14 protein-coding genes are annotated in these 24843 nt (G+C 42.4%); 6 read left to right on the top strand and 8 right to left on the bottom strand.

The features are described 5' to 3' along the window. Nucleotides 1-4: 4 nt before the first annotated feature. Entirely contained in the window at nt 5-844 is an 840-nt protein-coding gene (locus tag K6V30_RS07495; protein ID WP_010536443.1) for a peptidylprolyl isomerase, read from the bottom strand. A gap of 89 nt (nt 845-933) precedes the next feature. Here K6V30_RS07495 and K6V30_RS07490 point away from each other — a divergent pair, with 89 nt between their 5' ends. Next, entirely contained in the window at nt 934-2307 is a 1374-nt protein-coding gene (locus K6V30_RS07490) for a sigma-54-dependent transcriptional regulator (RefSeq protein ID WP_010536442.1), read from the top strand. On the opposite strand, the gene K6V30_RS07485 is transcribed toward K6V30_RS07490, so the two are convergent. Continuing rightward, a complete protein-coding gene (locus tag K6V30_RS07485; RefSeq protein ID WP_010536441.1) occupies nt 2297-6406 on the bottom strand; it encodes a hybrid sensor histidine kinase/response regulator transcription factor in 4110 nt (1369 codons plus the stop codon). The genes K6V30_RS07490 and K6V30_RS07485 overlap by 11 nt on opposite strands. A gap of 234 nt (nt 6407-6640) precedes the next feature. Between K6V30_RS07485 and K6V30_RS07480 the strand changes: the two genes are divergently transcribed. The 5 genes from K6V30_RS07480 to K6V30_RS07460 all read left to right on the top strand — a co-directional run bounded on the left by K6V30_RS07480 (nt 6641) and on the right by K6V30_RS07460 (nt 13919). After that, nucleotides 6641-8101 (top strand): sulfatase family protein, encoded by a 1461-nt coding sequence (locus tag K6V30_RS07480; RefSeq protein WP_022301025.1) that lies wholly within the window; start codon nt 6641-6643, stop codon nt 8099-8101. A gap of 13 nt (nt 8102-8114) precedes the next feature. Beyond that, entirely contained in the window at nt 8115-9497 is a 1383-nt protein-coding gene (locus K6V30_RS07475; protein ID WP_055270979.1) for an alpha-L-fucosidase, read from the top strand. Between the two features lie 9 nt (nt 9498-9506). Next, nucleotides 9507-11591: a Sip1-related alpha-galactosidase gene (locus tag K6V30_RS07470; RefSeq protein ID WP_010536438.1), complete on the top strand. Its 2085-nt coding sequence runs from the start codon at nt 9507-9509 to the stop codon at nt 11589-11591. 17 nt (nt 11592-11608) lie between these two features. Continuing rightward, nucleotides 11609-13165, top strand: a complete 1557-nt coding sequence (locus tag K6V30_RS07465; protein WP_010536437.1) for a sulfatase — start codon at nt 11609-11611, stop codon at nt 13163-13165. A 484-nt stretch (nt 13166-13649) separates the two neighbouring features. After that, a complete protein-coding gene (locus tag K6V30_RS07460; protein ID WP_010536436.1) occupies nt 13650-13919 on the top strand; it encodes a hypothetical protein in 270 nt (89 codons plus the stop codon). A 131-nt stretch (nt 13920-14050) separates the two neighbouring features. Here the strand turns inward: K6V30_RS07460 and K6V30_RS07455 are convergent, their stop codons facing one another. Genes K6V30_RS07455 through K6V30_RS07430 form a run of 6 tightly spaced genes read right to left on the bottom strand, consistent with a single transcriptional unit; the run spans nt 14051 to nt 24789 of the window. Continuing rightward, the gene (locus K6V30_RS07455) at nt 14051-15628 is read right to left on the bottom strand and encodes a glycoside hydrolase family 76 protein (protein ID WP_010536435.1); all 1578 of its coding nucleotides are present in this window, start codon (nt 15626-15628) and stop codon (nt 14051-14053) included. A 19-nt stretch (nt 15629-15647) separates the two neighbouring features. After that, nucleotides 15648-17276 (bottom strand): LamG-like jellyroll fold domain-containing protein, encoded by a 1629-nt coding sequence (locus K6V30_RS07450; protein ID WP_309569355.1) that lies wholly within the window; start codon nt 17274-17276, stop codon nt 15648-15650. Nucleotides 17277-17308: 32 nt separating this feature from the next. After that, on the bottom strand, nt 17309-18277 hold the full coding sequence (locus tag K6V30_RS07445) for a BT_3987 domain-containing protein (RefSeq protein WP_055271050.1): 969 nt from the start codon (nt 18275-18277) through the stop codon (nt 17309-17311). Between the two features lie 22 nt (nt 18278-18299). After that, nucleotides 18300-20279, bottom strand: coding sequence for a RagB/SusD family nutrient uptake outer membrane protein (locus K6V30_RS07440; RefSeq protein ID WP_022301022.1), 1980 nt, complete (start codon nt 20277-20279; stop codon nt 18300-18302). Between the two features lie 17 nt (nt 20280-20296). Continuing rightward, entirely contained in the window at nt 20297-23401 is a 3105-nt protein-coding gene (locus K6V30_RS07435) for a SusC/RagA family TonB-linked outer membrane protein (protein ID WP_224207271.1), read from the bottom strand. Between the two features lie 23 nt (nt 23402-23424). Further along, nucleotides 23425-24789: an IPT/TIG domain-containing protein gene (locus tag K6V30_RS07430; protein WP_010536429.1), complete on the bottom strand. Its 1365-nt coding sequence runs from the start codon at nt 24787-24789 to the stop codon at nt 23425-23427. Nucleotides 24790-24843: the final 54 nt, after the last annotated feature.

Raw genomic sequence — 24843 nt, 5'->3', positions numbered from 1 at the left:
CTACTTAATCTAGTACTTCTACTTTTACTATTTTCACGTCTTCTTCGGGGCGGTCGCTACGGTCGGTTTTCACCTGCTGGATTTTATCCACAATATCCATCCCTTCTACCACTTCGCCGAAGACCGTATATTCGCCGTCCAAATGCGGAGTACCTCCTACTGTCGTGTAAGCCTCGACCTGCTCCGGTGTGAAATGAAATTCCGGTTGCTTGGCAGCTTCTTCCTGAGCCTGCGCAAAAAGTTTTTCCTGCAATTCATAGAGACCGTTTTCATCGTTCTCTTTCCGCATCTTATAGATTTCCTTCATATGCTTCTGAGCCAATGTATTGAAAATAACATTGATCTTATTTTCATTCATCTGGCTTTCCATGCCCAGCAAAGTGGAATCATTGTAGACTTTACCTGTTACAATATAGAACTGGCAACCGGAAGATTCCTTCTTCGGATTCACATTGTCTCCCTGACGGGCAGCCGACAAAGCACCTTTTTTGTGAAAATACTTCGGATATACAAACTCAGCCGGAAGTGTGTAACCCACATCTCCTGCTCCCAGCATCTTTCCTTTCGGTGCATTCTTTGAATCCGGATCACCTGCCTGAATCATGAAATCTTTGATAACACGATGGAACAGCGTTCCTTCATAAACACCCTCTTCCGCCAGTTTAATGAAATTATCACGATGTTTAGGCGTCTCGTTATACAACTTAACCTTGATGTCTCCCAAGGTTGTTTCAATCTTAACCAACGTTTCGTTGTCCATATTTCCTCCTTTTTTTGTTCCGGTTTTGCAGGCTGTAAGTCCGCAAAACGATATGGTTAATAGTAAGTATGCAATCTTTTTCATAACACTTTTATTTAATTTAAGTTTGCAAATATACTACTTTCGCCCAAATCCTCTTACCTTTGCAGCATTAAAAAGAGGCAAAAGAGAGTATGATGAAATCCATATTAATTATTGAAGACGATATCACTTTCGGAATGATGCTGAAAACCTGGCTAGGAAAAAAAGGGTTTGAAGTATCGTCAGTGAGTAACATTGCCCGTGCCCAGAAGCACATTGAAGGACAAGGAGCAGACTTGATCCTGTCCGATTTGCGTTTACCCGATCACGATGGTATCGATCTTCTGAAGTGGATGAACGAAAAGGGAATCGATATACCTTTGATTATTATGACCGGCTATGCCGATATCCAATCGGCAGTGCAGGCTATGAAACTGGGAGCACGTGACTACGTTGCCAAACCGGTGAACCCGGAAGAATTGCTGAAAAAAATGTCGGAAGCTTTGCAAGCGAAAGAAACCTCAGCCGTTCATAACACTGCCAAAGCCCCTGCAAAAAAAAGTACTTCTGCCGTATCCTCCAATAATGCCGAGACTCATCATGCTTATCTGGAAGGAGAAAGTGATGCCGCCAAGCAACTCTATAATTATGTAGGTCTGGTCGCTCCAACTAATATGTCCGTACTGATCAACGGCTCCAGCGGAACGGGAAAAGAGTATGTGGCACACCGTATCCATCAACTGAGTAAACGAAACGATAAACCGTTTATCGCGGTAGATTGCGGTTCGATTCCCAAAGAATTAGCCGCATCCGAATTCTTCGGTCACGTGAAAGGCTCTTTTACAGGAGCACTGACTGACAAAACAGGAGCGTTTGTTGCAGCCAATGGCGGTACTATCTTTTTGGATGAGATAGGCAATCTCGGCTATGAGGTGCAGATACAACTTCTCCGTGCCCTGCAAGAGAGAAAGATCCGTCCGGTCGGTTCCACACAGGAAGTAGCGGTTGATATCCGTCTGGTTTCTGCTACCAACGAGAATCTGGAACAGGCCATCGAAAAGGGAACTTTCCGTGAAGACCTTTTCCACCGTATCAACGAATTTACCCTGCGGATGCCCGACCTGAAAGAACGAAAAGAAGACATACTGCTGTTTGCCAATTTCTTCCTCGACCAGGCAAACAAGGAGCTTGACAAACACCTGATCGGTTTCGACTCGAAAGCATCACAAGCTTTGCTCAACTATCACTGGCCGGGCAACTTACGCCAGATGAAGAATATCGTTAAAAGAGCTACTTTACTGGCACAAGGCAGTTTCATCACTCTTCTTGAATTAGGAACCGAATTGCTGGAGACGACTACTGCTTGTCCGGCAAGTATGGCGCTACGCAATGAAGAGACGGAGAAAGAACACATTCTGGAAGCATTGCGCCAGACCGGAAATAATAAAAGTAAGGCAGCACAATTGCTCAATATCGACCGGAAGACATTATATAATAAACTGAAACTATATAATATCAACCTATAGAATATAAATCAGCGCTATTTATATATTTAGAGGGGGATACGCCAAACTGTTCCATAAAGTGCTTACGCAAAGTACGGGTGTCGGAATACCCAACCATTTCCGAGATTTCCTGAATTGAATAGTGGTTCTCCAGAATTAATGTTGCCGCCTTGCTTATACGTATACTGCGGATCATATCAATAACCGACAATTCACTGCGCTGTTTCACCTTCCGGTATAAGGTTGGCTGACTCATGTTCAATTGCTCCGCCAACATCTTTACATTAAAGTCTACATTAGAAAGATTGGCTTCTATTATAGAGATAAGCCGCTGCAAAAAGGCATCTTCTTTCTCTCCTTCTTCTGACTTCCGTTTCAGCATCAGAGCTTTTGTATAAATCCGTTTCAATCGCTCACGCTGCAAAATCAAGTTATCCACTTTTGTTTTTAATACCTCCGGATTAAACGGTTTCATCATATAATCATCCGCTCCGCTATTGCAGCCCTGCATGATATCAATATCCTCCGCTTTAGCGGTCAACATCAGAATAGGAATAGGAGCAGTCTCCTGCTGCCTACGAATTTCCCGACAGCAAGTAAAACCGTCTTTTACGGGCATCATCACATCCGAGATTATAAGGTCGGGCAACTGTTCTTTTGCCACCCGCACTCCTTCCTCCCCATCCCCGGCTTCATAGACAGTATATCTGGAAGCAAATAAGCTCCGGATATATTCACGGACATCTTCATTATCTTCTATTATCAGCAGACTCTTTTTAACTCCCGCCTCCTGCACATTATTTTCCGACGCCGGAGAAAACGACTCTGGTTCCAAATCCTCATCCTTTATTTTTTCCTGCTGAGCGTCTACAAGCTCATAAGTATCTTTTGCAAAATGCGCTTTTCCTTCGGGAATATAAAGGGCAAAGGTACTCCCTTCATCAGGCACGCTCTTTAAAGTAACCAATCCATGATGCAAGTCCATCGTAGTCTTCACAATATGTAGTCCCACTCCTGCCTTTGTTGACATTTCCGGTCTATTATCGCCTGTTATGAACGATTCAAAAATATGTTTCTGCAACTCTTCCGGAATCCCCGCACCCGTATCCGAAACCGTTATCCGGCAATAGCCTTGACCGTTTCTCATGGCAGGAGATACGGAGAGCAGAACATGTCCTCCCGGAGGCGTATACTTAAAGGCATTAGAAAGAAGATTCTGCACAGCCGAAGTAATCTTTCCCTCATCTACCCAATACAAAAGCCTCTCATCGGGTAAATCAACATCAAAGTGCAGTTGTCTGATTTCGGACATCTGCCGGAACGGTTCCGACACATTACGAACCAACTGCACCAAATCAGTCTCTGACAATTGAAGCCTGACCATTCCAGCCTCTATCTTTTGTATATAAAGCAACTGATCGACTAAAGTATGCAGTGAAGTCGCATTCTTATATATGAGTTGCAATTTCTTATAAAAGTCCTCCGACGGACTATACCGTTTCATCAGTTCCTGCACCGGAGCAAGAATCAGAGTCAGCGGTGTACGCAGTTCATGGGCAACTCCCGTAAAAAAGTTCTCACGTTCCACACGTATCTGATGTTCTTTCTCACGCTCCAGGCTGACCGTCAGCAGTTCATGCTTCATCTGCATTTCGTGTTCCATTCGTTTTTGGCGAAGTTTTATCAACCGCATTCCATAAGCTACTCCTCCCAACAATAACAGAGAGACGAAAAGCCGAAAAACAAAAGTCTGGCTCCAATGAGGGAGAATAACAATCTTCAATGAAGTTACCTCCCCAGTCTCACCATTCGGATAAATATTCCTCACTTCAAACACATAATCTCCGGCAGGGAGATTGGTATACGAAGCTCTCTCTCCCTCATCAGAGATCAGCCAATTCCCCTGATAAGGTAAAAGCCGGTAGTTATATTTCTGTCGTTCATCCGAATAGGACAAGTTATTGAAACTCAAGGAGAAGTCCCTATTATCATTATCCAGTACAATCCGCTCTGCAGAAGAGATTATTTGATTGAGTATAATCTGATTATTTACCTTTTCCCCTATCCCAACAGGACGGTTATCAACTTCCAAACCAGTTATCAATACACGCTCATTCGTTGGATAAGCATTTATTTCCTCCGGATTGAAATAAGTCAGGCTCTGATTATTCCCGAAGAATAAAGTCTTATCACTGAATATAGCAGAACGGTTACTACCCGCTATGTAGTAGTTATAGAAAAGATGCTGGCGACGGCCATAACGCGATATGCCGGAGTTACTTCCCAGCCAGACATGCCCCTCGTTGTCTTCTGCCATACAGCCGATAAAGTTACTGCACAATCCGTTATTCGTTGTATAATGCGCGCTGATTGAATTCTCTCGGGGAGACAGGACAGCAAAGCCATCCGTATAACCTATATATAAATTTCCATCCGAAGATGCCAGTAATGAGCGTACCGAACGATATTCCATATTCATTCTTCCCTCATATCCGTTTTCTACGGATATATCTCCGGAAGCAGATTCAACCAATCTGCAAACTCCCATATTACTTGTCCCCAGCCATATTGTCCCATCCTTGGTCTGAACAATCGCACGGATAAAGGGTTGTCTTTTCTCATTCAAATACCGTTCAGCAGATAACTTGACGCATGTACTCTCCTGATGATTATACAACAGCAGCCCATCGCCCGTACCTACGTAGAGCCTGTTCTTATTATCCATATATAAAGCCCATACCGAAGCCCTGTTGGCAACACCATCCACCAACAATGAATGAACAACAAAACGACCGGTCCGGATGTGGCAGACAGTCAAAGTGCCGTCTATATTGCCAAACCACAGATTTCCGTCTGCGTCTTCCAGAGCACATAACATCGTTTCTTCGGATTTTCCACTTCCTGTATCTACTTTAGAAAAACTAAGTTTTTTCCCTTGTACGTATGGCATGTCACTTCGCATGATTCCTTTATGATAGGTCGCTAACCACACTCGATGATTATCATCCAGAAGGATACTGCATATTTCGTTATGTCTGTCCTGATAATAACGGTCATAGAACTGTGACCTCAAATCCGAATACATCACCCCTCCCCCATTAGTTCCAATCCAAAGAAGGCCATTCGGATCATAATAAGCAGAAATCATACGCGTTTCCAGATTCCGGTAAATCTGCGTATGTGTATTGCTATAAATCTCTGATGTCAATTCTTCCGGCTGCTTTTCATCCGGCATCAATAGTGTATAGCCACCCCATGTCACTGCCAGATATCGATTGTTACCAACAAATACAATCTGATAAACATCTGTATGGGAAAGGAGATTCTCCTTTCCTGTTCCACCAAACGAAATTCGGTCAATATGTCCCGACTTCGTATGATAGCGTACAATACCTTTGGCAATGGTTGAAATCCAGACGATACCGTCTTTATTTAAAATGGAAGTAACTTGTAACGGTTTTCCGTCTGCCAACGATATCTTTTGATACGATTCCGGAGTATCCGGATGAAACAGAATCAGATTCCCCCGATTAGTAGTCAGCCATATCCCGTTCTTATCTTCTTCACGATAACAGATAGAAGAAAAGAGCTCCGTTTTTTCCTCTAATAACTGAAACTCCTTTTGTATGTTTACCCGAACAGCATATTCTCCCTCTTCCTCACCTTGTTCTATCTCCCATTGATAAAGTATCAGCCTGCTTCCTGATATTCCCCAATAGGAAGAATCATCAGCAACTAAGACATGAGTAACACCTGTCGAAATAGCAGAATCAACGCATTTCGGAAGAAAAGTTTCCAGCTTTCGGTTGAAGTAATAAAGAAATCCATCAGATACGACACCTAAAAGATCATCTGACAACCTCACAATACCGGAAACTGAGACATAAGCCTCAGCAGGCTTAAAGTTCTGAATCGTTTTTCCATCATAACGGCTTAATCCGTTATCCGTACCAAACCACATAAATCCGTCTTCATCCTTATATATGCAAGGAATCGTGTTATCTGCCAATCCATCCCTCATCGTCAGCAATTGAATATCTTTATCAAAAAAAGCATAAGCAGGATGCAGCGGATAACAGATCAGAATCAGAAGTGTCAGAATTAGATTTAAGTGCTTCATTCTATTAATCAATTTATAGCAAATAAACGAAATTAAGTCAAAACATACAAAAAATAGAATGAAGAAATGGACTTCTGAATTAAACATGTATGTTGAATGAAAGAAACAGGTATACTCGGAACCACATTGTTTGCATACATTTGCAACCGTATAACAATTTCATGTACACCTTTAAATAATACATACGATGACCTTAGTTGATCTTAACTTGTCAGACACAAAAAAACTATTTTTATGATAATGCACATACCAAAGACTAAATATTATCATAAATGGTTGATCGGAGCTACATTCGTCGTTCCGATTCTTCCGCTTGCCGCCCAGACACCTCCGAATCTTGTCTTCATCATGGCAGACCAATATCGGGGTGACGCACTAGGCTGCCTGGGCAGAGAACCTGTAAAGACCCCTTGCCTGGATAATCTGGCTTCCGAAGGAGTGCTATTCACCAATGCTGTCAGCAGTTATCCTGTTTCATCGCCTGCCCGGGCCATGCTGATGACAGGCATGTATCCTCTCCATAACAAAGTGGTAGGAAACTGTAACTCACAAACAGCACCTTACGGAGTAGAACTTCCGCAGGAGGCACGCTGCTGGAGTGATGTACTAAAAGACATGGACTACCGTACAGGATATATAGGAAAATGGCATCTGGATTCTCCTTATAAACCCTATGTAGATACCTACAACAATCATGGTAAAGTAGCATGGAACGAATGGTGTCCTCCCGAACGCCGTCATGGATTCGAACACTGGATAGCATACGGAACCTACGATTATCATCTGAAACCAATGTACTGGAACGCCACTGCCCCACGTGACAGTTTCTATTATGTCAACCAATGGGGACCTGCTTATGAAGCAGACAGAGCCATCGAATACATTCAGGCACAAAAAGAGAGTAAACAGCCTTTCGCATTGGTCGTTTCAATGAACCCTCCACATACCGGTTACGAACTGGTTCCTGACAGATACAAAGCCTTATATAAGGATATGGATGTGGAAGCTCTCTGTGCCAATCGACCGGACATACCCGCCAAAGGTACCGAAATGGGAAACTATTTCAGAAATAATATACGCAACTATTACGCCTGTATCACAGGAGTAGACGAGAACGTAGGACGTATCATCGAAACGCTCAAAAGCAATGGACTTTTTGAGAATACCATCGTTGTATTTACGTCCGATCATGGTATCTGCATGGGAGCTCACAATGCTGCCGGAAAGGATATCTTTTACGAAGAATCCATGCGTATCCCCATGATTATCTCTTGGCCGGCAAAGATAAAGCCGCGCAAAGACGACCGTTTAATGATTGCTTTTGCCGACTTGTATCCTTCTCTCTTATCCTTGATGGGATTTCGAAAGGAAATACCCGAAACCGTACAAACTTTCGACTTATCCCGTCAGATTCTGGGAAAGAGTAAAAAAGAGGTTGTGCAACCTTATTATTATGTACAGTTTGACAATCACGCTACCGGATATCGCGGCCTACGTACGGCAACCCACACATTCGCAGTTCACGCAACCAATGGAAAAATAGACGAAACAGTTCTTTTCGACCGAACCAAAGACCCATATCAAATGGATAATATTGCCGGACAATCCCCCCATCTGGTCCGGCAATTCAACAAACAACTCAAGGCATGGCTACTCCATACCAATGATTCATTTGCCCATTATCTGAAACCATAACTAAAGAAACACCATGAAAAAACTTTGCTATCTCTCCCTCTTTATCTTATGCTCAGCTTACAGCTTCGCCCAACAGCAGGACATACCCACCCCCAAGCCTCATCAACTCAAATGGCATGAAGCTGAAATGGGTGCTGTCTTCCATTATGACCTGCATGTGTTCGACGGCATCCGCTACGGGCAAGGCAACAACCGTATCAATCCTATCGAAGATTATAATATCTTCAACCCGACAGAACTGAACACCGACCAATGGGTACAGGCCGCCAAAGCTGCCGGATGTAAATTTGCCGTACTGACAGCCACCCACGAGACAGGTTTCGGACTCTGGCAAAGCGATGTCAACCCTTATTGCCTGAAAGCTGTGAAATGGAGAGACGGAAAAGGAGATATTGTCCGCGACTTCGTAAATTCCTGTCGCAAATACGGGCTGCAACCGGGCATCTACATCGGCATCCGCTGGAACTCACTGCTAGGTATTCATAACTTCAAAGCCGAAGGAGAAGGAGAATTCGCCCGCAACCGCCAGTCATGGTACAAGCGTCTGTGCGAGAAGATGGTTACAGAACTCTGTACCCGCTACGGAGATTTATATATGATATGGTTTGACGGCGGAGCCGATGATCCACGTGGCGACGGTCCGGACGTAGAACCGATTGTTAATAAGTATCAGCCCAACTGTCTTTTCTATCATAACATCGACCGTGCCGACTTCCGATGGGGAGGTTCGGAAACAGGTACAGTAGAATATCCTTGCTGGTCTACCTTTCCCGTTCCCTGTTCACATCATAAACGCATTGAAAGTAACATCGATCAGATCGAACTCTTAAAGCACGGTGACAAGAACGGCAAATACTGGGTACCTGCAATGGCAGACACTCCGCTACGAGGAGCAAACGGTCGCCATGAATGGTTTTGGGAACCGGATGACGAAAATAATATCTATCCGCTAAACACTCTGATGAACAAATATGAAAAGTCAGTAGGAAGAAACGCTACCCTCATTCTCGGATTAACTCCTGACCCGACCGGGTTAATCCCTGTCGGAGATGTACAGCGCCTGAAAGAAATGGGAGACGAAATCAATCGTCGATTTTCCTCTCCGATAGCCCGCATTTCGGGACAAAAGAAAAGCCTGACACTGAAATTTGAAAAGAAGCAACCGGTCAATTATTGTATTATCCAGGAAAACATTAAAAACGGAGAACGCATCCGACAATATCAAATAGAAGCCAAAGTGGACGGAAAATGGCAAACCGTCTGCACAGGAGAATCGGTAGGACACAAACGGATCGAAAAGTTTGAACCGGTAGAAGCCACTGCATTAAAACTGACTGTAACCGAATCGATCGCATTGCCGGATATTATTAATTTCAGCGCATATTCTGTAAAATAGACAAGAGGCATGAGAAGATTTATCCACATCTGTTTATGGACATTGACGGGCATCTTTGCTACAGCATCGCTGTCTGCCCAGAACCCGTTTACCTACCATAAAGGAAAAACATACAAAGATGTTGCAGCTTACCGGATGGAAAAAAATATCGACCTGAATACCTATACTCCATCTACCCCCATAATATACGAACAGCAAGTACCGGAACATCAGGGTACACTTTCGTATAAAGTTGCACTTCCTTTGTATGTTCGTGGAATATTCTTCAGTCGTGATTCCCGTCCCGACGACTATCAATGGCCGAATAACACGAACCGGTTACTTCCTTGGGTATTCAGCCGCCTGGAAGACCTTACACGAAGCGATTATGAAGGTATCCCTTCCAATGCTCTACCGTCCGTATCGGGTGATGCACTACTCTTTGAACTCTCTGATGGAGAGTACTTATTCGCCAAGGCCATTGCTGGCGACAACAGCCTCAGCTGGTTTCAAGTTAATCAGGACGGGACAATCACGCTGTATATCTCCACGTTGGGAGAAGACGCACTAAACGGACAACTCCCTCTCCTTCTTATCCGGAAATCTTCATCTGTATATCATGTATTCAGCGATGCCTACCATTCGTTAACGGCAGATAATGCAGCAGTGCCCACTCTCCGTAAAAGAACCGACAAACAGTATTTCGATGCTTTTAACTATTTGGGGTGGTGTACTTGGGAACATTATCATTTTGATATCGATGAAACAAAAATACTCAATGATATCGACGCCATTGAATCATCGGGCATACCTGTACGTTACATATTAATTGACGATGGTCACATTGCGAATAAGAACCGCCAACTGACCAGTCTCGTTCCCGATAAAAAACGTTTCCCTAACGGATGGATGCGTATCATGAACCGCAAACAAGCAGACAAAATCCGATGGATAGGCTTATGGTACAGTCTTTCCGGCTATTGGCTGGGAATCTCTGCCGATAATGACTTTCCACCGGAAATCCGGCAAACCTTATATGCCTACAATGGCAGCCTACTGCCCGGCACAAGCACGGACAAGATAGAAGCATGGTACGAATATCATATCCGTACGATGAAAGAATATGGATTTGATTTTCTAAAGATAGACAATCAGTCATTCACTCTCCCACTCTACATGGGTGGCACACAGGTTATCCGTCAGGCAAAAGACTGCAACCTTGCTTTGGAGCACCAGACACACCGCCTGCAAATGGGACTAATGAACTGCATGGCACAGAATGTTCTGAACATGGACCACACCCTGTACAGCAGTGTGACGCGTGTCAGCATAGATTACAAGAAATATGACGAAAATATGGCAAAGTCACATCTGTTCCAGTCGTATACCAATACACTCATGCAGGGACAAACCGTCTGGCCTGACCACGACATGTTTCACTCTTGTGATACCATTTGCGGTAGTCTGATGGCACGTTCAAAGGCCATCTCCGGTGGACCTGTTTACCTATCAGACTCACCAACTGAATTTATTGCAGCTAATATCCGTCCCCTGATTGATGAAGCCGGAAAGATATTCCGTCCCTCAGCCCCAGCCGTTCCAACTCCGGAATGCATACTGACCAATCCATTGCAAAGCGGCAAAGCCTACCGGGTATTTGCACCTACAGGGGACGAAGCCACCTCAGTCATTTGTTACAATCTGAACACCTCCCCCTCTTACCAAGAAGTAGAAAGCTTCATCAAGCGGGAAGATTACTTTTTACGGGAAAATATCGAAGAATCCGCTCGTTTTTCTTCCGATAGCATTCTCGCATTCAACTGGGAAAAACAAAGCGCAGAAGTATTGACCGCATCCGAAAGAAAAATAAAGCTATCCGGATTCACAGATTGCCTGTTCCACCTTTGTCCTATCCGCAAAGGCTGGGCAGTTATCGGCATACAAGAGAAATATCTGTCGCCTGCTACCGTGCAGATACTTGAACGTAGTGCAGATACATTGATACTGGACGTCCATTGTACCGGCACATTGAGAATATGGGCTGATTCCGGCAAAAAGCAGGAATTACGGAGTATACCCATAAGAAAGACCGGTAGAATTGAAATAAAGAAATAACACTAAATAATCAACCGATGAACAAAAAAATACTTTTCCCCCTCACGCTCATACCACTGGTTAGTACCAGTCTGCAAGCACAGAAGTCCGTTCAGACACAACGGGTGGACAAACGTCCTAACATCATCCTCTTTATGGTAGATGACATGGGATGGCAGGACACTTCGCTCCCCTTCTGGACACAAAAGACAGACTACAATGAGCTGTATGAAACACCCAACATGGAACGACTTGCCAAACAGGGCATGATGTTTACACAAGCGTATGCGAGCAGTATCAGTTCTCCCACCCGATGCAGCCTCATCACCGGAACGAACGCGGCACGTCACCGAGTAACCAACTGGACACTGCAAAAGAATATAAAAACAGACCGTAAAGATAAAGTGCTGGAAGTACCAGACTGGAACTATAACGGAGTAAGTCAGGTGCCTGGCACCAACAATACATTCGTAGGAACTTCTTTCGTACAACTGCTGAAAGACAGCGGCTATCATACGATTCATTGCGGAAAGGCACATTTCGGCGCCATAGATACTCCGGGAGAAGACCCGCACCACTGGGGATTCGAAGTAAACATAGCCGGACACGCAGCCGGAGGACTTGCCAGCTATCTGGGAGAAGAAAATTATGGTCACAACAAAAACGGAAAACCGATATCGCTCATGGCCGTTCCCGGACTTGAGAAGTACTGGGGAACGGAAACCTTCGTTACCGAAGCATTAACCTTAGAAGCCATCAAAGCATTGAACAAAGCCAAGAAGTACAACCAACCCTTCTACCTGTATATGTCTCAATACGCCATCCATGTCCCATTGGACAAGGACAAACGTTTCTACGACAAATACAAGAAAAAAGGCATGACCGATCACGAAGCCGCTTATGCCACGCTGATAGAAGGTATGGATAAGAGTCTGGGTGATTTAATGGACTGGCTGGAAAAAAGCGGAGAAGCTGACAACACCATCATCATCTTTATGAGCGACAACGGAGGACTTGCCGCCGAATCATACTGGCGTGACGGCAAACTCCATACACAAAACCATCCACTGAATAGTGGTAAGGGCTCCACCTATGAAGGTGGCATCCGTGAGCCGATGATCGTCAGCTGGCCCGGTGTCGTAGCGCCTAACAGCAAATGCAATGATTATCTGCTGATAGAAGACTTTTATCCCACTATCCTCGAAATGGCAGGTATCAAAAAATACCAAACGGTTCAGCCTATCGATGGTATCAGTTTCCTGCCTCTGCTGAAACAAACCGGAAATCCTTCCAAAGGGCGCAGCCTCTTTTGGAACATGCCCAACAACTGGGGAAACGACGGTCCGGGAATCAACTTTAATTGTGCCGTACGCAATGGTGACTGGAAATTGATCTATTACTATGGCACAGGCAAAAAAGAGCTATTCAATATTCCCGATGATATAGGCGAAAGTCATGACCTCAGCACGCAACATCCGGATATTGTCAGACACCTTTCTAAAGAATTAGGAACCTATTTGAGAAAAGTAAATGCCCAGCGTCCGACTGTCAAAGCCACAGGTAAGCCCTGTCCTTGGCCGGATGAAATCGAATAGTTTTCAACTGTTTAGTCAGGTATTTCATTTCCATGCCGTTTAGGGTAAGTTACCGCTAAACAAGCATTCTATTTGCCGAAACTTTCATTTTTATTAGTTATTTTATTTCGTAGTACCTAGGTGACGAATGTATTACCTAGGTGATTCAATTGTTCAACCTAGGTGATACGAAAGAAAAATAGAATAGCTATTGATTGTATCATAACCATTCTCGCATTATTTATCGTTACTTAGCAAAGTATATTACTGTAGAAATATTCCACACTCCCTGCCCCATTTTCCACACATTTCCCATACGTTTCCACACTATAGACAATGTACACAATCCACATATCTCACTTATAATCAATACATTAACAGCGTACATCAGTCTTTGGCACACACTTTGACCTTTAATTAGCCGTTAGATAACGTAACAACCGATTCCCTAACACATAAGAGAGAATTGAAAATATATGTTTAATAATCATTAAAGCAAACGATTATGAAAAAATTAGTATTAGTAGTAGCAATGTTTATGTTTGTTTGTGGTGGTTCATTCCTTGTTAAGGCTCAGAACTCTGCAGAAGCTGCGACAGCCCTGACAGAAGTTAATGCAACAGCTATCGTTAATGATACAGTAGTAAAAGATACTGTAACCAAGAGCGAGGAACCTGTTAAGACAGAACTGAGTGCACCGACCGCTATTGTCAACGATACAGTCGTTACTGACACTGCATCCAAAGACAAACCGGCTGAGCCTGTCAAGGAATAACCTTTCCAAAAACTCACGGAACATAGTCTGCCGAACAATAGTAAGCACACTACAAAAAAGCCATCCCTACTTCGTCTATTCCGGGGATGGCTTTTTTATTTTCTTATTTTCCCTGAACGGGAATCATTCAACTATCGGTTTTCACGTTCCAATACTGCTAACCGGGCATACAATTCAACCAATGCTCCCTGATGGAGTATTTCCCAACTGGTCTTGGTAGTCCCCCCTCTCAGATCATCGTCATTCAGCAAGTTGTTGCCCTGATGACAGCTACTGCTCCACGCATGAATCATTGACTTTTCGATATCATCGATATATTTACGGTCATTGTCTATAGAATAAAGTTCAAAGAATCCGCGGCACATGATCGTATTGAACCAGGCATGTCCCGGAGCAAGAATATTGAAAGTAAGGTTCAGCTCTTTGGAACGATAGGGCATAAACCATTTCTTATGACAGCTTTCAGCAATCGCATACGCTTCATCCAGATATTTCTGTTCGCCGGTAATCTTATATAAGAGACAGGCTGCCTGCAATGGTTGTCCGGAGTTGTAAGAATACTTGTTTTTTTCAAGGTCACCCGGCAAATTGGGATCATCCTTATTCGGACGCACATTGTCATAAAATAAATGGTCGGACTTATCTTGCAATACATCGAGCATATAGTCGTAACATTTGATCGCCCAGTCCAGATATTCCTGTTCCTGAGTTGCCTGATACATCTTACAGCCCATCACAGCAGTAGGTCCGGTAGAGCAAGAGTGCTTGCTGGTAGTATGTTCGTTCAACTCTTTCCAGTGCACGCCTCCTCCACAGGTCTCATCCCAACCGTGATCAATCAGGTAGCGCCACACCACCTTTGCCTGTGTCAGATAACGCATCTCTTTCGTTTCCATGTACCAGTCGACCATATCGAGCCCGATCCATACATTATCATCGTAAAAACGTTCGTTACCGGCAGCCGGGTAGCAGGAATAAGCCAAAATTCCATGATCCAACTGGCAGAAATACTGTATTCCTTTGAACATCATATCATCCATTGCACCGTAAAGATTCTCCACTTCGCTCTCTTTGGTTGCATCACGCATAGCGACAAATGCCGAAAGACCGCCACCTTGTCCCCAAACTAACGCATCACCATCCCAATAACCTTTTCCATCATAAGGATAATTACCACGCCAGCAGCTTCTGGAACTCTTGCCGAAATAATATCCAATGACAGAAGTCATGTAAGAATGTGCACGGTCCAGCATCTCCGGCAGTTTCAGTTCCGGCTCATCCACCTTTTCATGATAAGGCATCATAATACGGCTTTCGGGTACCGATCGCTTGCCGGCTTTACTGATAGCTACGGCAGAAACTTCGTAAGTAGCAAAATAAGGAACTTTCAACAGATATTCCTGTGTAACATCACGTTCTACCTGTATGATGATATGTCCCGGTGAGAAGTCGGTAGCACGAGACAAGCTCGTTTCCACGTCCCTGTAAGAGAGTTCTACCATATCCACGTCGCGATTACTGGGATTGGTCCATTTCACCAGAAGTTCATTCTCGTTATTGGTAGCTTCTACGGAAAATGAACCTACCGGAGAAATATTGCCACTGACCGGATCATTCTGTTCTGAGTTTGACTGATCATCATCACTACAAGATGGAAGTAATGCCAAAGCCAAGAGGTTCAATATAAACAGTTTGAATATTGCTTTCATTTTTCTTCAAATTTAGAGATTACTTAAAAGGTACTTCGATAGGAGCTTCCCCGAATCTGCTCATTGGGAATTCCGTAGCATTCCAACTATCGTACTTAGAGATATGCATTAATAATTCATGGTCGGAATTAGTGCCATCCTCAATATAAGCAACCGGTGCACCGGCTGAGAAATCCCAGCGAGCCAATAATCCTTCCGGATTGACTTCTTCAAGATTCCATGCGTTAGCCTTTAACTGTTCTTCCGTACGACAAACATACCATATACGTGCTTCGAGTATAGCACCATCAAGGAAACGTCTATTGTCACTAGCTTTTCCGATAGATACTCTTTCACCATCATTGCCTGCACAAAGGTCTATCTCAGAGTAATCTATATCCGTTTTATGAGTATCAGTCCACTGAAGTTGTTTACCATTAATATAAAGCTTGTACTTTTCATTATAGTCATCTTTTCCTTTCGAACAATCCACAACCAAGGCTATATGCGTCCATGCTCCAAGTTCGAAAGCTCCATGTCCTGTTCTAAGTTTAAGTTTATCACTTATACCGACAAGTTCCATCTGTCTGCCCTTATTGTTTTCCCAATCGCCACCACGAAGAATGAAATAGCCTTCCTTACCTATGAAAGTCTGTAACCAGTTCGTTCCATCAATACGAGTTACCAACTCCCAGGTCATCTTTTTCAATTTGAAATCATTAGTAGCAGCCTTGATGCTTTCTAATCCATCACCGGTCATCTCACCAAAGTGAGTCCAAGCTGCATAATCTCTGCCTAAATTCATATACCAACGCTTTTCCGGCGCTATTACTACATGAATAGGTTGGGATATCTGTTTCTTGGCATCGATTAAAGTAAACGAAGTTTCTCCTGCCTTTCTTCCGGTAACAGTCACGATATTACCATAAACTTCCAGACGAATTATTTTCGAGTCACCAGCATCGTGAATCTGATATTCTCCATTCCCTGTAAGAATCTTCACTTGCCGAGAACCTTGATTAGCATTAATCAACACACCCTTTTCATCAGCATCAGTCGTTATCTGCTTAGGAGCAATCACATTCAGATTGACAAAAGCTTCTTTTCCTTTCCGATCCGTTATCTTAACTTCTGCATTTCCCTGTGCGATACCTTTCACTATAAATGATTCCGAATCTTCAAGTGTAGACTGATCGACCTCAATACAATTATTTTCGTCGACCACTTCCAATGAATAACCTCCATTTCCTGTATAGATTTTGACTATAGCCTCATCTGCGCCTTCCACTTGCGAATAAAGTGTAAATAATGTCTTATTCAGTTTCAATTCGAACTCTGCTGCCGTATTAACCAAAATTTTAGCACGTTGGTAGTATTTATCTCTCACATACACTACTCCCTGAGCATTATTTTGCCCTTCTACAGCTGTCAGTGTCACCAGATCGCCATCCACTTCCGCCGTTACCACTTCTTCGTTTGCCGAAGTTACCACATATTCGCCATTACCTGACGTTATTTTTACAGTTCTGGTATCCCCCTGTGCAATACTGATTTCACTGGCGTCAACTTTCAATTCCACCAGGTCTTGGGGTATCTCATTATTTTTGTTATCGTTATCATCGCTACATGCACAAAGACAAAGCAATGACGCGAAAACGAAATATTTCATTACTTTCATATATATATTATAACTAAGGTAAATTACTCTTCTACATCTACATTAGGATATTCCACTCTCAACACATCTCTTGACATAGAGAAAGATCCTTCGAATGTCATTCGCAAATCTTCACTCTGAGTTTTATCCAGATACTCATAAGCAAGCTCAACGGTGGTAATCTCAGTATAATATCGCTGGTCGTTATAATTATAAGTATATTTACGACTGAGTTTACTATTATACGACTTAAACTCTAAGCTACCTACCTCACTTGATAATGTAATACCTCCCCATTCATCGCGCTTTATTTCAACCACATAGTTCAAATAGTCTGGGGTATTTGCACGAGTTTTCTCACCAACAAACATATAGCAAATATTATTGTTAATTGCATAAAGCTGTGTACTGGTAATCTCAGTCGTATATGTAGTTCCTTGCTGCGTAATAATACCTTTTCCACTATACGTACCAGAATAATCATTTTTAAACCCGATATGTGCCAGCACTTTGGTATATTTGTTCTGCCCCATAGGTTCACCAGTCGAAGAAGTGATGCGAAGTGGAAGTACATAATCATCATACAAGCTTCCTAATTCCTCTATCTTGTTCAAATCGATTTTAATAGCAGCCGTCGCATTCAGCTCCCCACTCGGAATAGTCCATGAGTCTGCATCAAATGTATAAGTACCTGCCGGCAATATCTTATAGTATAAGTCCGACTGATTTTTATATTTCTCCCAATTATATTTCTGTAATGTATCAGGGTCTATCTCCATGGTCAGACAAATGTCCTTGTCATTAGCAGAAGTGCCATTCACACCAAAATAAATCGGAAGTATAGTCGTATTATCCTCAGCCACTTCTAAAGCATAATCTTGCCATCCATTGTGGACAATATACGAGTTCTTCTGAAACAATTCGTCTTCCAGTCCGTCACATGAGGAGATTCCTAACATCATCGAAATCAGCAGGCATCCCACGATTCCATATATATATCTTTTTTGTTTCATAACATGCTAAATTTAGTAAGTATTACCATCCGGGATTCTGTGTCATATTTACATTGCGTTTCAGTTCATAAGTGGGGAAAGGCCACAAATACATCCTTTGTTCAAACACCTTATGCACCGAAGTGATAATAGTCGGCTTGTAAAAATCAGCTACACGCTTTTCGTCATCACTGATATTTATGTTGCATCCTTGCAACAACTGGTTTTCTTCTGTCATCGCGTCTTTCCAACGTCGTAAATCAAAATAACGCATACTGTTTTCTCCCAATAACTCAATCTGACGCTCTCTCTTCAGTTTCACACGGAAATCATTCGGATTATTATAGGTCTCATCAGTATAGTCAGGTACTCCGGCACGCATACGGATACGCTTTATAGCATACCGCATTTCATCGACATTACGCTGAATTTCAACATCAGCTCCTGTATAAGTCGTCAGATGATATACTTGTCCGGAAGTCAGCTCATTCAAAGCTTCAGCATAAATCAACAGTATTTCACCATAACGTATTGTCATCTCTGTCTTATCAACGAGATATCCGCCTTCCGTTCTCGAATCTTCCGAATTATAAAACTTCTTTAAAGTAATTCCCGTCAAAGGGCATTCTTCCTTAAATCCCTGCTTACCATCGTTCAAACCACGATAATAAAATATTTGTTTATCACGATAATCGGACTCGGAAGCACTGGAAGCTTCCCAAACTGATCCGTTATAAGCAATCGATGCGTAGAAACGAGGTTCACGATTATTATACATCAGATTAACTTTAGCCGGTAAGAATGGATTTTCTGCGGCATAAGCCTGTGTTGTAAAACCTTCTGTCACATAGTCATTCGTACTAGCAGCCTCTGTAATTGAACGTCCATCATTCATTGCATAAGCATTGACTTGCTTTTGTGTAACTGCCAAACGATTATTTCCTCTCAATGTTTTAGGAGTCGACTGATACGCCCAGTCATTAATATGCGCAGTTCCTTCCCTTGTTCTGGTAAATATCAACTCAGGATTTTTCGATCCAAGTATCGTACCATCAAAAATTGATTTATAAGAAAGCAACGGATCGACATCTGCCCAACCTTCCGGATAGTTCTTGTCCGAATAAAGTTCATTATAAGGTGGACGCTGAGAAGGTAAAACCGTAGCTTTCGGAGCTATAACATAAAGTTCATACAAATTGCTCGCCTTAGCCAATTCAATCACATCCTTAGCTGCAGCTGCCGCTTTCGCCCATTTAGTCTCATCATAAGTTTGAGATACCAATTGATTTCCATAGCAATCTTTCACATCAAAAAAGTCGATATTTCCATTGAAAAGCGGACTGGCAGCATAAAGCAAAACTCTGGCACGAAGCCCTAATGCAGCACCACGGGTGGGACGTCCCAAATTGTTGACTGTCCTTTTGATTGGCAGCGAGCGGGCAGTCTCAGCCAATTCTGCGTCTATAAAATCAACCACATTATCAAAAGGTTCACGGGGTAATGACAGTTCCTCATAGGAAAGATTCACATCCAACCCTTCTGTCGGGATTAAAGGCACCGGGCCATAAACACGTATTAATGCCCAGTAACAATAAGCGCGTAGGAAACGTGCCTGTCCCTTCAAATCCGTTTTTTCATCCATCGTCAATTCCGGACAACGATCTACATTATCTATAAAAGTAGACGCTTTACGGATTCCCTCATAATATTTCCACAAGCGTGAGTTATTTCTATCATCATCACTAAGCTGATGGTCGGCACTGTAATTTCCTTCCACATACTCTTTCATATCCGGATGATAAAGATCATCGCTTGCCCAGCGAAACGGTTCGCGATACTCACCAATATTATCCATTACACTATATGCACTTGACAGCCATCCTTCTACATACACCCGCTTGGAAAAAGCAGAATCTAATGATACCTGATCATAAAAATATTTATCCACATTGATATAATCGGTACATGCAGTAAATAAAAACGTACCTAAGGACAACAATATGGTATATAATAATTTCTTCATAATTCGACATTTTAAAATTAAAAGCTAAATTGGAGATAGCATGAGAATGTTTTATTGATTGGGTAGTTACTTCCATCTTCTCTAGTTCCTTCCGGATCCCACCATTTGAATGGAGCCCAAGTCAATAAGTTCTGTCCGATAAATCCAATACGTAAGTTGTTTACATAGAATTTCCGTGTCCATAACTGAGGAAAATCATAAGATAGTTCTACATTTCTCAAACGCAGATATTTTCTGTCGTGCAACCAGAATGTAGAAGCCCGATTATTCATATTATTATTGCCATACGTCAAACGTGGCCAATCGGCATTCGGATTTTCCGTAGCTTCTGTTCCCGAAATTTCTTTTGGAATCCAACGATTCCCCTCTACCATAACTTGCAGAATATTACCGGTACGACCATCATGGAAAGCATGCGGTCCGTTACCTCCCACAAAAAAGTCACATTTTCCTGTTCCCTGTAATAACATACTGAGATTCCAGTTTTTCCAGTTTGCACTCAGACCAATACCATATTGAAGTCCTGGTTGCTGTCTGTATCCCAAAGGCACAATGTCATCATCATTAATGATTCCGTCTCCGTTTACATCCTTGTACTTTATATCACCCGGAAGGACTGCTTTATTTGCCAATCCTGCCTGTGATGGACTACGGTCTATATCTTCCTGATCCTTAAACAGTCCCAAGGCAATAAAACCGCGACTTTGATTCAACTGAAAACCTTTATCCATTTTATACCACAACTCATTAGCAGCCTCATCCTTATCAAGGATATCAGTAGTCTGATAAGTAAAATTAGCTCGGAGTTGTAGATTTACCTGACCTATTTGCTGAGTGAAAGCTATATTACCATCCCATCCGAAAGATTTCATTTTACCCACATTTGCCATTGGAGTCTGGTCAGCAAGTCCGGTCGTTAATGGCATTTGGTTACGCTGCATAAAAATATCATCACGTTTATCCACAAAATAGTCTACAGCTCCTGTGAATTTCCCATTGAGAACGCTGAAATCAACTCCTATATCATACTTTTTGGCTACCTCCCATGTCAAATTCGGAGTTCCTAAAGTTTTAATACGATAAGCTTGTACTCTATTAGTTCTAAATTCACCAAAATAATAAGCACCTCCATCATCCGTACTTACCAAAGAAATATAGGGAAAACGACGCCCTTGCAATTCATCATTACCCACCTCACCATAAGAAGCTCTGATTTTGAACATATCCAACCAAGGAGCGGCCTTCTTTATAAACGATTCTTCCGAAACGACCCATCCGGCAGATACGGCAGGGAAAAAGCCAAATTGTTTACCACTCTCAAAGTTTTCCGAACCAGTATATCCCCAGTTAAATTCAGCCATGTATCTATCTTTAAAAGCATACGTAAAGCGGCCAGAATAAGCTAAATTACGGTGTGGTATCGACCCTATCAAATCACTCTCATCAAAGTTTATATCTGAAGTTTCCTGTTGATAAACCATGGCAAACGCACCAACACGATGTTTCTGTGCAAACAGTCGACTATAGTCTAATGACGCTTGCAAATAATAGCGTTTGTCCCCACTCACCTCTTTTCTTTGACTCATTGCGGAAGCATTCTGCAATCTTTTCAAAACCAACTGGCCTTTCTCATCCCGATAGGACTCTGCTTCCCAAAGTTCTTCTTCCTTAGAACGAACTATCGTATTTTTGTTATATGTATCAAATGCAAAGACCCCGGAGAATTTCAACCCCTCTGTAATAAACTTTAAGTCTTGTTCCAAAGCCACACTAGTTTCAATCTTATTCTCCCAAATGGTGCGGTACCCCGTTTGCGTCATCCGATATTCTGGAGTTTTTGCCCCATTCACACTTGCCCACTGACCAGAAGACCATTTACGCGGTGACGAAAGCGGAGTAAAAGCAGCAAAAGATTCCCAAATATCTCCCGAACTGCTAGAAGGAGAATTGCGATTTACCAGCCATCCACCGACATTTACTTTCAAAACAGTTGTACGAGTCAGATTCATATCTACATTAGCGCGGTAGTTATAACGTTCGTATGTAGAATTAGTATTATATTTATTTTCTGAACTGGAAGTTCGATAACGTCCGTCTTCACTTGTATATTGCCCCGATACGAAATAACGTACATTATCACTACCTCCTGAAAAACTTATATTCGCATAATAACTCGGTGCGCCACTTTTCAACATCAAATCTCTCCAGTCTATATTCGGATATAAATCTGAATCGAGCCCGTGTTGAATAATAGACATTTCTTCGTCAGTATATAATGGAGACTCATAACGTCCTACTCTCGCTTCATTTGCTAAACGCGCCCAATCATAAGCACTGGCATATTCAGGCACTTTTACAGGAGTATTCCAGTTGAAGCCTGCCTTCACATTTATCTTTACTTTTCCTTTTTCACCGCGCTTGGTAGTAATCAGAACCACTCCATTTGCACCACGCTGTCCGTAAATAGCAGTAGCCGACGCATCTTTCAAAACAGAAAATGATTCAATATCTTCTACCGGAATCTCATTAAAGCTACGTTCAACACCATCTACGAGAATCAAAGCACCCGATTTTGCACCAAACGTACTCATACCACGAATCCAAAACTCAGACATATTTTCACCCGGTTCACCGCTACTCTGCATAGCTATAATACCAGGTACAACACCAGCTAACGCATTGGAAAGATTAGCACCCGGAGCATTCAGCTGTTTGATATCAACATTAGTAATAGCTCCTGTCAGTGTCTTCTTTTTCTGAACACCGCTAGATGTTATCACAACCTCATCGATCTTTGTATTATCTTCTACAATCTTTATCTTTAAATTGTTTCGATCTTTAATGGATAATACAGGAATCTCAACTGTCTGGTAACCAATGAAAGTCACCTGAATCACATCATAGGGCCCCACTTTAATAGAAAACTCTCCATCAAGATTAGTAACCGTACCCACACCCGGCTGATTTTTAGCAATAATCGACGCACCGGCAACAGGACCAAGATTATCTTCTACTACACCCTTGATTACAAATTCTTGCTTGTTCGTTTGTGCCCATGCAGTATTCGGCACAAACAGCATTACCATCAAGAGTAATACGATATATTTTTGAATATTATTCATGGATAATTCTTTTAATAAATTATTTATTCTACTGTCACACGACGAATGACATGGTTATCACGGTCAGCCACATATATTGAGTTATCCGGATACACCGTTACACATTCCGGCTGATTGAATTTTGCCTCTTCTGGCAGTCCGTCTCCAAAACCACTTTGCTCCGGTCGCCCGGCATATAAAGTAGCAGAACCTGCAGGAGTAATTTTCCGAATGATATGGTTATTACGTTCAGGTACAAACATATTGCCATCCTCATCAAATGCCATTTGTTCCGGCTTGTTCAAACGCACAGTAGCTCCTGTCCCATTTACATAACCACTCTCGTCCCATGCTCCGACAAAAAGAACCGGTACACCGAAAGTACGAGTAGAAGCATCATAAGGAACCTGATAGATACAATGACGATTACACACCGCTACATAAAGAATAGTACCTTCGGAGTTAAAAGTCATGCGGGTTTCTATTTCCATTGCATTGTTTATTCTGAAAAGAGGAGTGAAATCCTCATACTCCGGACCATCATAACGATAGATATAACCAGTTCCTTTATTGCAAAAGAATACTTCTCCTGTTTTCGGATGTACGGCAAGCCCTGTAGTTCCGACTTTCTTTGCTCTACAAAGTCCTCTTACATCCACAAAACCACCTTCTCGTGTCACATAAATAATGTTGAAGTCTGTTTTCGTATTTTCCTCATCTGTATATGAATACTGAGAAATATACAGTGTATCCTGATCCGGACTGAAAGCCAAACATGTAGGCGATTGGAACGGACCGCTAGAACACTGCACCAATGTTTCCACTTCACCGTTACGAGCACGGCGCAAAGCACCATTCTGTGTCTGACCACGACCTTCATCTACAAAAAATACCGTTCCGTCTTTATCAGTCAGCAAGAACCACGTCCTTTGCAGCTTAGAATTAGCATAGCTACCATCTTCACGGCCATTCATACCGTGTTGTCCCACCATAGTCGTCACATTACGTTTAAACTGATAACGGAATTTTGTCTCAGAAGCATACTCTTCTATATTATCGTCTTTACCTATAAACAGACGAACATAGCCTGTATCTGCACGTGCAGGGACAATGGCATAGATTACCTCATCGTCCATTCCTACAATAGCCGCTTCCTTATTATTAACAGTAACTTTCACATAATTGGGATCCGAACCAAAATTCTTTCCGCGGATAATCAATTGGGTGCCAATACCACCACTGTCAGGAGAGAAACTTTCAAACACTGATGGTGCATTCAAATCAGGAGGAAAAGTTTTACTTTGATTTATTGGGGTCAAATCATTGTTACACCCCCAAAATACAGACATCCCTATAAATAAAGATAATCCGATTTCAAGCTTGCGCTTCTTTAATAATTCAATTTTCATAAGTTATTAAATTTAATTCAAACAAAAAAAATAAAAGATAAAGGAAAACACTAC

The organism is Bacteroides faecis (assembly GCF_020091505.1).
In the GTDB taxonomy this organism is placed as follows: Bacteria; Bacteroidota; Bacteroidia; order Bacteroidales; family Bacteroidaceae; genus Bacteroides; species Bacteroides faecis.
The sequence above is the reverse complement of the archived record's forward strand: the minus strand, read 5'-3'. Positions and strand labels throughout refer to the sequence as shown.